Origin of the sequence: Hungatella hominis, assembly GCF_014288005.1 — a bacterium.
GTDB classification, from domain to species: Bacteria; Bacillota; Clostridia; order Lachnospirales; family Lachnospiraceae; genus Hungatella; species Hungatella effluvii.
Map to the genome: position 1 here is coordinate 1 of NZ_JACOPB010000038.1, position 8,852 is coordinate 8,852.

Consider the following 8,852-nt stretch of genomic DNA (forward strand, 5'->3'; position numbering starts at 1 on the left):
ATTGGTAAGGAGGATTACGAGATGAGATTATACGAATTATCAGAGCAGTACGAGATTTTGGAGCAGATGCTTTATGATGGCGAAACGGATGAGCAGACAATCCGAGATACCATGGAAGCTATTTTCGGGGAGTTCGAGGACAAGGCAGAATCTTATGCGATCATTATTACTGATATGAAAGCCGATATTGAGACATTGAAGGCGGAAGAATCCCGCCTGAATGCCCGGAGGACAAGCTTGGAGAACCGCCAGAAGGCTTTGAAGACAACGCTCATGGAGAACATGAAGGCTATAGGAAAGACGAAGATTAAGACACCCCTCTTTACGATCAGCGTGGCAAAGAACGGCGGTCAGGAACCACTGGTCATTGACGGAGCCATTGACGATATCCCGGGCCGCTTCCTGATTCCGCAGCCACCGAAGGTAAACGGAGATGCGGTCCGCGCCTTATTATCCGAGCGCCAGGTAGACTGGGCGCATCTGGAACCGCGTGGGGAGCATCTGGGGATCCGCTGATGGGCGGCGGGGATATGACTCCGTTCCGTATGCAGGTATTGATGGATGTTGCAGCACGGGTTGTAAAACTCATGGTTACAGGCGTGTGGCATCTGTCTTTCGAGGAAATGGATATGGTACTTGCATTGGTACGTCACGGAATAGATGAGAGCAATGAGAGAAACAGGAAAGGGGATTGTGAAGATGTTCTTAAAAACAGGAGAATTGAAGAAGATCATGAAGGCCAGTTTGAAGAAGCACGGCCTGATCGTAGGGAATGTGAATGACCATTATCTGGTTTATTCCGATAACTGGGGGCTGTATATTGAAATACCGTACGCATCGAATAAGTTCAAGGCTGCAATCATGGAGCTGATCGGAGATCTGCCGGAAGCAGGAGAATGCTATCTTTTTAAGATTAATCCAGATGGAGATACGGAACCGGAGACTGTATTCGATTATCCGGATCCGTATGAGCAGTGGAAAGCAGCAAAAGATTTTGCCGTAGTGGCGCCGGTAATGCTGTTTGCCTGGCCTCATGAGTATATTGTGTGTCAGAAGCACAGCGATTTGAGATTCGTGGTTGCGGATCGGTCCCTGTCAGACCAGGTGATATCGCGGAGCGAACTGGATACAACCGTGGAGGTGATGCCAACCAGGCCGAGTTTTCTTGCCGGCGTGCTCTATTGGAAGAATGAAACGACAATCTATTGGGTACATACGGAATCACCAGGGAATAAGGCACTGGAAGTGTTGTTTCCACGTCTGAACGGCATCAGCTTTTTTGAGGATGACTGGATTGCGGATAATGCAGGTCAGGAAGATGAGGAACCGGCAGACGGGAGAGAGGAAGCAGCGGAAGATTCGCTGCCATATTAAGGAGGAAGCCATGGCAGTGCCAGTATTAATTATAGGCCGGAGCGGGGCCGGTAAAAGTGCAAGTATGAGAAATTGCGTGGGTAAGGATTTTGCCCTAATCAATGTCCTGAAAAAGCCGCTCCCATTTAAGGGGAAGATCCCGACAGTCCAATCCGATGACTACAATAAGATTATGACAGCGCTTAAAGGCTGTCAGCAGAAATCAGTGGTAATTGACGATGCCGGATATCTTATTACGAATCAGTTCATGCGGGGCCACAGTAACGCTGGAAAAGGGAATGGCGTATTCTCCCTTTACAATGATCTGGGAGACCGGTTCTGGAGTCTGATTCAGTTCGTGGTAACTATGCGGGAAGACCAGATCGTGTACTTTATGATGCACGAAGATAAGGACGACAGCGGCGATGTTAAACCGAAGACCATCGGGAAACTGCTGGATGAGAAAGTATGTGTGGAAGGAATGTTTACGATTGTGCTGCGGTGTGTGTTAGATGGCGAGGATCACCGGTTTATTACCCAGTCGGCAAATGGCGCGGTCAGTAAGTCTCCAATGGGGATGTTCCAGGCGCTTGAGATTGATAACGATCTTTTAATGGTAGACAACACAATCAGAGAATATTACGGGATTCAGAACCCGAAGAACTTAGAGGAGGATAAGAAAAATGATTAAGAAACCACAGGGATATGATGAGGCGGCAGCTTATACGGGCGAATTTCAGGCCCTTCCAAAAGGAAAATATGTTTGTAAAATTCGTCAGGTTGCCGAAGTGACGGATACAGATAAGAGCGGGCATGAGTGGAGAAAGTTTGTAATTCTGTACGATATTGCGGAAGGAGAGTATGCAGACTTTTATGATAAGCAGTTTAAAGCAGAAAAAGAAACGAATCCAAAAGCCAAATGGAGAGGTGTCTTTAAACAGAACATGGATGATAAGGGAACGCCATGGCTCAAGGGTGTTGTTACTGCCATTGAGAGGTCTAACAATTTCACTTTCCAGTGGGATAAGGAAGACAATGAGAAAACGCTTGTCAATAAAAAATTCGGTGGTATTTTCCGCCGCCGGCAGTACGAAAAGGATAATGGAGAGCGCGCAATGACGACGGAGCTGTGGCGGATCCGCAGCGTTGCCGGCCTGGCAGAAGCGGAAGTGCCGGAAGATGAGCTGCTGCCAGTGACAGGAGCCGGAGGCGGTAGACCAAATCCGGCAGATGCCGCGGCGCCCCCTTCTTTTATGGACAGTGACGGTTTTGTGAATATCCCGGAAGGAACCGGAGAGGAAGGGATCCCTTTTATGTAAGGCCGGAAGTTCCGTTATTAATCCCAGGGTATCGTTCAGGACTCATCCGGAGAGGATTTCCGGATCCGGATGAGTTTGATATGCGTCTGATTGATAATTCCGACATAGGAAGTCTGCAGGGCGGAATCCATTGTGCTGATGATATTGGGCAGAATGGCTGGATGTTTGCCATGGAGGGACTTCTTGGTCATACGAGGTTTGGAGATTGATGGTAATGAAAGGTTATGATCCGGAGCTGTTCCGGAAGATAAAGGAAGCGGTATCCATGCAGCAAGTGGCTGAATATTACGGCCTGCAGATTAACCGGAAGGGGCTGTGTTTATGCCCTTTCCATCAGGATAAAGATCCCAGCCTTAAGATATATCCGAACGGAAAAGGGTTTTACTGCTTTTCCTGCGGGGCCGGCGGTGATCAGATTAAGTTCGTGTCAATGTATCTTGACACGAGCAACTATGAAGCCGCGAAAGAACTGGCTGCCGCTTTTGATATTCCTCTGGCGGAGCCGGTGACATACCGGGAGAAGCGGGAAGCGGAGCTGGCACGCCGGAGGAGAGCGGCTGTGGCTGTATTTAAGAAGCGGGCCATAATGTATGTGAAAATGTACTGGATCCTGCTGTGTGAGGCGATCCATGAGCGAAATGAGCATTTTACAGAGGCACTGCAGAACATTACGTATATTGAGTATCTGCTGCAGAACCTGGAGGAGTGTCCGGAAGAGGTTTATGAAGACAAGAAGGCGGTGAGAAGGATTGGAGAAATCGAAGGACGAATTGCTGACTGGTATATCCGCATTGAAGCCGACGGAACCATTTCCAGATGAAATTTTTTACGAAATATTTGAGATTGAGGATAATATCGAGCGGACCCAGTACATAGAGTCTCTTCGTAATACGGCCAGACAGTTGAAAAGGGTGACCGAGTTTAACAACCTGTATAAATCCTTCGTTCTTGACTATGCACAGCGCCAGAAACAGACTGGAAACAAGACCCAGTTTACGGATCAGCCACTGGAGCTGATATGCGGTGAGTGGACTGCAAATGATCTAGGAGTCAGGACGATCCGGTATGATAAAAATGCCATGCCGGTTCCATTCCAGGCGTGCAGCCATCCGATCCTGCCCGTCGAGATTCTTAAGAATGTTGATACAGCGGAGGAGCGGATCACGCTGGCATACTTTAAATCAGCTGCCTGGCAGACCATTACTGTAGATCGAAGTGTCTGCGCAAATACGAATAAGATTGTGGATGCGCTAAGTCAGTTTGGTATTGAGGTTACATCGGATAATGCAAAGAATATGGTCCGATATATTTCAGACTGCGTGGGGCTGAATCCATTAACACTGAATCCTAAAAAATCCATTAATCGTCTGGGCTGGGTGGGGAATTCCTTCACCCCGTATGCAGATGATATCCGGTATGAGGGCGATATGGATTACGAGGCGATTTTCAGGAACGTAAAAGAGGCTGGCAGTTTTGAGACCTGGCTGAATCTTTGTGCCGGCCTTCGGAAAAATGTTCCTCTTCGTATGATGATGGCGGCCAGCTTTGCTTCTGTGCTTCTGGAACCGCTGAAGGTATTGCCATTTGTTCTGCATGTCTGGGGGACGACCGGGACCTGCAAGACTGTGGCTCTTATGGTATCCATGAGCATCTGGGGGAACCCGAAGATGGGCGGCTTGGTTAAAACCATGAACATGACCCGTAATGCTATTATGCGGAATGCAGCATTTTTGTGCAGCATTCCATTCGCCGGTGATGAGCTGCAGACGATCAAAGATAAATGGCAGGGGAACTTTGACCAGCTGATCTATCAGATAACGGAGGGGGTGGATCGGGGACGGGCGCGGGCCTATGGAGGAGTAGAAGAAACCAGGACCTGGAAGAACAGTTTTCTGTTTACCGGAGAGGAGCCAGTTACAAAAGCAAACTCCGGAGGCGGAAGCAAGAACCGCGTTATAGAGATCGCGATTGACGGACCGCTGGTGGAAGACGGTCACTATGTCAGCAGCATTGTTCAGGAAAACTATGGATTTGCCGGCCGGAAACTGGTTGAATACATTCAGGAAGCGGAAGAGGGGGCACTTACAGAGAGATACCGGGAGCTGTTTGAACAACTATGCCATCTGGATACGACTGACAAGCAGGCGATGGCAATGGCCTGTATTCTACTGGCTGATGAACTGGCGGCAGAGTTGTTCTTCCCAAAGGAGCAGCCGTTGGGGATCTGGCAGGTAAGCCAATACCTGCAGAGCGCACTGGAGGTTGATGTCGCTGAACGCGCTTACCAGTCCGTGCTCAACTGGGCAGCAAAGAATCCGGTACGGTTTGAAGATCCAAAAGCAGACAATTCCCCTAATAAAGGGGAAGTATGGGGGAAGATTGATGGAGAAATTCTGATTTTAAACCGGGATGTGCTGCTTGGTTATCTGGAACAGAATGGATTTGATTATACTGCAGTCAGCAGGAAGTGGAATGATAAGGGGTATTTGAAAAAGACGCCTCAAAGTAAGTTTATACACAATACAAAAGTTTATGGGATTAAGTCCAGTTATATCAAACTTATCCTGCCACAGGATGATGATAATACAGATCAGGATGGATTTATGGTGTTTGATGGACAGGAAATACTGCCGTTTGATTAATGGGGAGGGGTCCAACCATAAAATTTAAGGTTGGACCATAGGTTGGACCACGAAACCCGCATAGAATAAGGCTTTTTAATATAGAGTCCAACCAGTCCAACTAGTCCAACCAGTTTTATATATCTCGTGACGCGAGAAAAAAGTTTGTAGAAAATTTAACATATATATTTTGCTCTAAAAATATATAGATATGCAACCGGATTTTAGGTTGGACGGTTGGACCATACGTAAAATCAAGGGATTGCGGATACTTGTCGGAACAAAACCTGGTTGGACGGACCAGAAAAATGGTTGGACTGGGGAGAATAAGGAGGATAATTTTGATCAAAAAATTGGAAATGCTGGGCTTCCTTCTGGAAGATGCCGGCAATGAGGCGAAGAAGATAAACGAATTCAAAGATGCGTTGGAATCCGGAGATGAAAAGCGATTGTGGAACGCGGAGAGGCCGAACCGCCAGAGGATAAAAGACGATTTAAAGATGATGCGCCGGCTGTCCATAGAGGTAGAGAAGGAGGCAGGAAAGTTATGGTAAGTAATAAAACGGCAGGATCCAGGTTCGAAAAGGAGTTTGCGGGGATCCTGGCGGATCACTGGTTTTGGGTTCATCTCTTCCAGGATAACAAAAATGGTCAGCCCTGTGATGTGATTGCGGTGAAGAATGGCCGGGCCTATCTAATCGACTGTAAGGATTGCCAGTCAGAAATATTTCCTCTTAGCCGGATCGAGGAAAACCAGATCAACGCAATGATCCTGTTCAGCATGATGGGGAATGTTCCCGGAATGTTCGCAATCCGGTTCCCTGATCGCCAGATATATCTCCTGTTGTACACGAAGTTGCAGGAACTGCAGGAGGCTGGTTTTAAACGGATCAATGAATCAGTATGCAAAACCCAGGGAATGCCCTTGGAGCAATGGCTGGAATGGAGCGACAGAGATGCAGGTGATTATCGGAAGTGAAATCAGGATTAAGGACGCCACAAAGATCTTACAGAACTGGTGCGATGAGAATCTGGTGATCCCGAACCCGGAATACGCAAACCGGGCTCGGAGGGGATTATGGACAGGCAATACACCGCAGAATCTATGGCTGTATTGGGTTGATGGCAGCGATCTGATGTTACCAGTTGGAGTTGGAAAAGAGATAAGAACTCTGCTCCCATCTGACTGCGAATATATCACCGACCTGGCAGATAATGGAAAGCTGCAGTATACAGGGAATATCCCTCTGTATGATTACCAGACGCCGGCGGTGGAGGCAATGTGGCGGATCAGCTGTGGAATCCTGCAGAGCCCGTGTGGTTCCGGAAAGACACAGATGGGAATTGCCCTGGCTGCTTCTTTGGAACGCAAAACACTCTGGATTACGCACACACAGGATCTGCTGAATCAATCACTTGACCGTGCAGCCCAGTACTTTCCCCGGGAAACACTGGGGACCATTACGGCCGGCAAGGTCAGCATAGGAAGCCATATGACCTTTGCGACGGTCCAGACGCTCTGCAAGCTGGATCTGGCGCAGTACCGGTACTCATGGGACGCGATAATTGTAGATGAGTGCCATCGGCTGGCTGGAACACCAACACAGATGACGATGTTCTACAAGGTTATGAACAGCCTGGCAGCGCGGTATAAGTATGGACTGTCAGCTACGGTACACCGGTCTGACGGCCTGATCCGCAGCACGTTCGCAGTGTTGGGACCAGTAATCTACCGGGTTCCGGACGAAGCGGTAGCAGATAAGACCATGCAGGTCAGGATCCTGAAGAGAGATACCGGCGTCGTTACCGCGCGGGAGTGCTTGGATACGGATGGAACGTTGGAATACAGCAAGCTGATGCAGTATCTGACCGGGAGCAGGCAACGCTGCCAGCTGATCGTGGAGGATCTGGTATATAACCAGCAGCATTACAACCTGGTATTGTCGGACCGGCTGGATCATCTCCGGACATTAATGCAGATGCTGCCGGAGGAATGCCGGAAAGCTGCGGTGATGATTGATGGCAGCATGACAAGTAAGAAGGCGCGGTGTGCCAGGGAACGGGCAATTGAAGATATGAGAGAAGGAAAGAAGCATTATCTGTTTGCCAGCTACAGCCTGGCGAAGGAAGGGCTTGATATTCCACGGCTGGATCGGCTGTATATGACAACACCAAAGAAGGATTATGCTGTGGTGACACAGAGCGTTGGCCGGATTGCCAGGGTAGCGGCCGGGAAGGAAGAGGCAGTCTGTTACGATTATGCAGATAATATAGCATTCTGCGAGAACCAGTGGAAGCGGCGCCGGGCACATTACAGGAAGGCAGGGTGCAGGTTATGAGCAAGCGAGATGAAGAAAATGCAGCGATGGTAAAAGGCGTCTTCTGCGATGCATATAAGTTTTATCTAAAATACCATAGCCGGCCAATGGAGCCGGGAATGTGGCAGGAGGCTACAGACGATTTCGCCGCAATAATGAAGCGGTATGGCGCAGCATCTATATGCGGCCGGATCATGCTTGCGACATTTTCGCAGTTAGAAGAGGAGAAGAGGTAAGCATTCTGGAAAGGAGAAAGACGATGGAGCGGAGAATCAGAGGAGAGTTAACTCTGCGGGAAGCGTTGCAGGAATTGGACAAAGGTAATGATGTTATAGTTCTGCAGCCCAGAACATTGGATATGGTCGAGAATGATTTTATTATTTCAGAACTGGGGGAATGGCTGAAAGGCTGCCATCTTCTGGTTATGGAAAAGAAGGCGGCTGATGCTGGAACAAAGGAGAGGACGGTAAAGCAGGAGACTAAGAAGCCACGGACTGCTCCAAAGAAGGTAGATGTCGGAAAGATCGTGGCATTGCATAAGGCTGGTTGGACGGGTACGGCGATTGCCGATGAACTGAAGGTCAGCGAGGCAACTGTATCGACATATCTGAAAAAGCTGCAGGAGGGCAAGAATGAGAAAGTGGCTGATTGATACCGCCCAGGCCGCTGTCATGTTCGTGCTGATCGGCATCTGTATCGACGGCGGAGTGGCCCTGAGGTTTGCTGCGGTGCTGGCAGCTGTATTGTAGATCAGGAAGGAAAAGAACATGGACGAAAAGGGAAAGAATTTTAGAAATCAGATATTGAATGAAGCTGATATGCTCGAAGGCTGTAGAAATCGAATGTGCATTACGGACGATGAACAGGAGCTTGAACGTTTGTATTGCGGATTGGGACTGCGTGCAGCGAATTTGTACCATATGAATCTGAGGCGAATCCGGGAGATGGAAAGCAATGGTGAAGATAATTAAGTATGGCCAGAAGCGCCGGCTAATCTGTGAGATATGCGGAACGCTGCTGGAATATGAAGAATGCGACGTGAAAACTGTCCAGACCGGCATGAATGAGTATGAGCAGCAGATTGAGTGTCCGGCCTGCGGTGAAACTGTAGTGGTAAATTAATATTTACCGAACTAAGACTTGACAAATAAGGAGGTTTTGTCATGGCAGATTTAAAGAGTGTGGCTGGGCTGTTTGGTATGACTGTATCGGAGCTGGAGCAGTTTACCGGATATAGCCGC

General features: G+C 48.6%; 15 protein-coding genes. All 15 read left to right on the top strand.

Annotated features, from left to right (window positions below):
* Window positions 1-516, top strand: a 516-nt coding sequence (locus tag H8S75_RS31770) for a siphovirus Gp157 family protein (RefSeq protein WP_349769033.1), incomplete at its 5' end; no start/stop codon positions are given.
* Window positions 517-557: 41 nt separating this feature from the next.
* On the top strand, window positions 558-782 hold the full coding sequence (locus H8S75_RS31775) for a hypothetical protein (RefSeq protein ID WP_242866108.1): 225 nt from the start codon (window positions 558-560) through the stop codon (window positions 780-782).
* Window positions 733-1,374, top strand: a complete 642-nt coding sequence (locus tag H8S75_RS31780) for a hypothetical protein (RefSeq protein WP_243270550.1) — start codon at window positions 733-735, stop codon at window positions 1,372-1,374. The genes H8S75_RS31775 and H8S75_RS31780 overlap by 50 nt, the downstream gene beginning before the upstream one ends.
* Before the next feature lie 10 nt (window positions 1,375-1,384).
* On the top strand, window positions 1,385-2,044 hold the full coding sequence (locus tag H8S75_RS31785; protein ID WP_187024895.1) for an AAA family ATPase: 660 nt from the start codon (window positions 1,385-1,387) through the stop codon (window positions 2,042-2,044).
* A complete protein-coding gene (locus tag H8S75_RS31790) occupies window positions 2,037-2,672 on the top strand; it encodes a hypothetical protein (RefSeq protein ID WP_055649949.1) in 636 nt (211 codons plus the stop codon). Before H8S75_RS31785 ends, H8S75_RS31790 begins: the two co-directional genes overlap by 8 nt.
* An 80-nt stretch (window positions 2,673-2,752) precedes the next feature.
* Window positions 2,753-2,881, top strand: coding sequence for a hypothetical protein (locus tag H8S75_RS33215; protein ID WP_278320647.1), 129 nt, complete (start codon window positions 2,753-2,755; stop codon window positions 2,879-2,881).
* A 5-nt stretch (window positions 2,882-2,886) separates the two neighbouring features.
* Window positions 2,887-3,492: a CHC2 zinc finger domain-containing protein gene (locus H8S75_RS31795; RefSeq protein ID WP_055649989.1), complete on the top strand. Its 606-nt coding sequence runs from the start codon at window positions 2,887-2,889 to the stop codon at window positions 3,490-3,492.
* Window positions 3,422-5,314: a DUF927 domain-containing protein gene (locus H8S75_RS31800; RefSeq protein WP_207729267.1), complete on the top strand. Its 1,893-nt coding sequence runs from the start codon at window positions 3,422-3,424 to the stop codon at window positions 5,312-5,314. Before H8S75_RS31795 ends, H8S75_RS31800 begins: the two co-directional genes overlap by 71 nt.
* A 320-nt stretch (window positions 5,315-5,634) precedes the next feature.
* The gene (locus H8S75_RS31805) at window positions 5,635-5,847 is read left to right on the top strand and encodes a hypothetical protein (RefSeq protein ID WP_187024896.1); all 213 of its coding nucleotides are present in this window, start codon (window positions 5,635-5,637) and stop codon (window positions 5,845-5,847) included.
* A complete protein-coding gene (locus H8S75_RS31810; protein WP_187024897.1) occupies window positions 5,841-6,272 on the top strand; it encodes a Holliday junction resolvase RecU in 432 nt (143 codons plus the stop codon). The genes H8S75_RS31805 and H8S75_RS31810 overlap by 7 nt, the downstream gene beginning before the upstream one ends.
* Entirely contained in the window at window positions 6,250-7,632 is a 1,383-nt protein-coding gene (locus tag H8S75_RS31815) for a DEAD/DEAH box helicase (RefSeq protein WP_187024898.1), read from the top strand. Before H8S75_RS31810 ends, H8S75_RS31815 begins: the two co-directional genes overlap by 23 nt.
* Window positions 7,629-7,847, top strand: a complete 219-nt coding sequence (locus tag H8S75_RS31820) for a hypothetical protein (RefSeq protein ID WP_187024899.1) — start codon at window positions 7,629-7,631, stop codon at window positions 7,845-7,847. Before H8S75_RS31815 ends, H8S75_RS31820 begins: the two co-directional genes overlap by 4 nt.
* 23 nt (window positions 7,848-7,870) lie before the next feature.
* Window positions 7,871-8,263 (top strand): helix-turn-helix domain-containing protein, encoded by a 393-nt coding sequence (locus tag H8S75_RS31825; protein ID WP_187024900.1) that lies wholly within the window; start codon window positions 7,871-7,873, stop codon window positions 8,261-8,263.
* A 115-nt stretch (window positions 8,264-8,378) separates the two neighbouring features.
* A complete protein-coding gene (locus H8S75_RS31830) occupies window positions 8,379-8,582 on the top strand; it encodes a hypothetical protein (RefSeq protein ID WP_187024901.1) in 204 nt (67 codons plus the stop codon).
* Window positions 8,566-8,733 (top strand): hypothetical protein, encoded by a 168-nt coding sequence (locus H8S75_RS31835; RefSeq protein WP_187024902.1) that lies wholly within the window; start codon window positions 8,566-8,568, stop codon window positions 8,731-8,733. The genes H8S75_RS31830 and H8S75_RS31835 overlap by 17 nt, the downstream gene beginning before the upstream one ends.
* The last annotated feature ends 119 nt before the right edge of the window (window positions 8,734-8,852 follow it).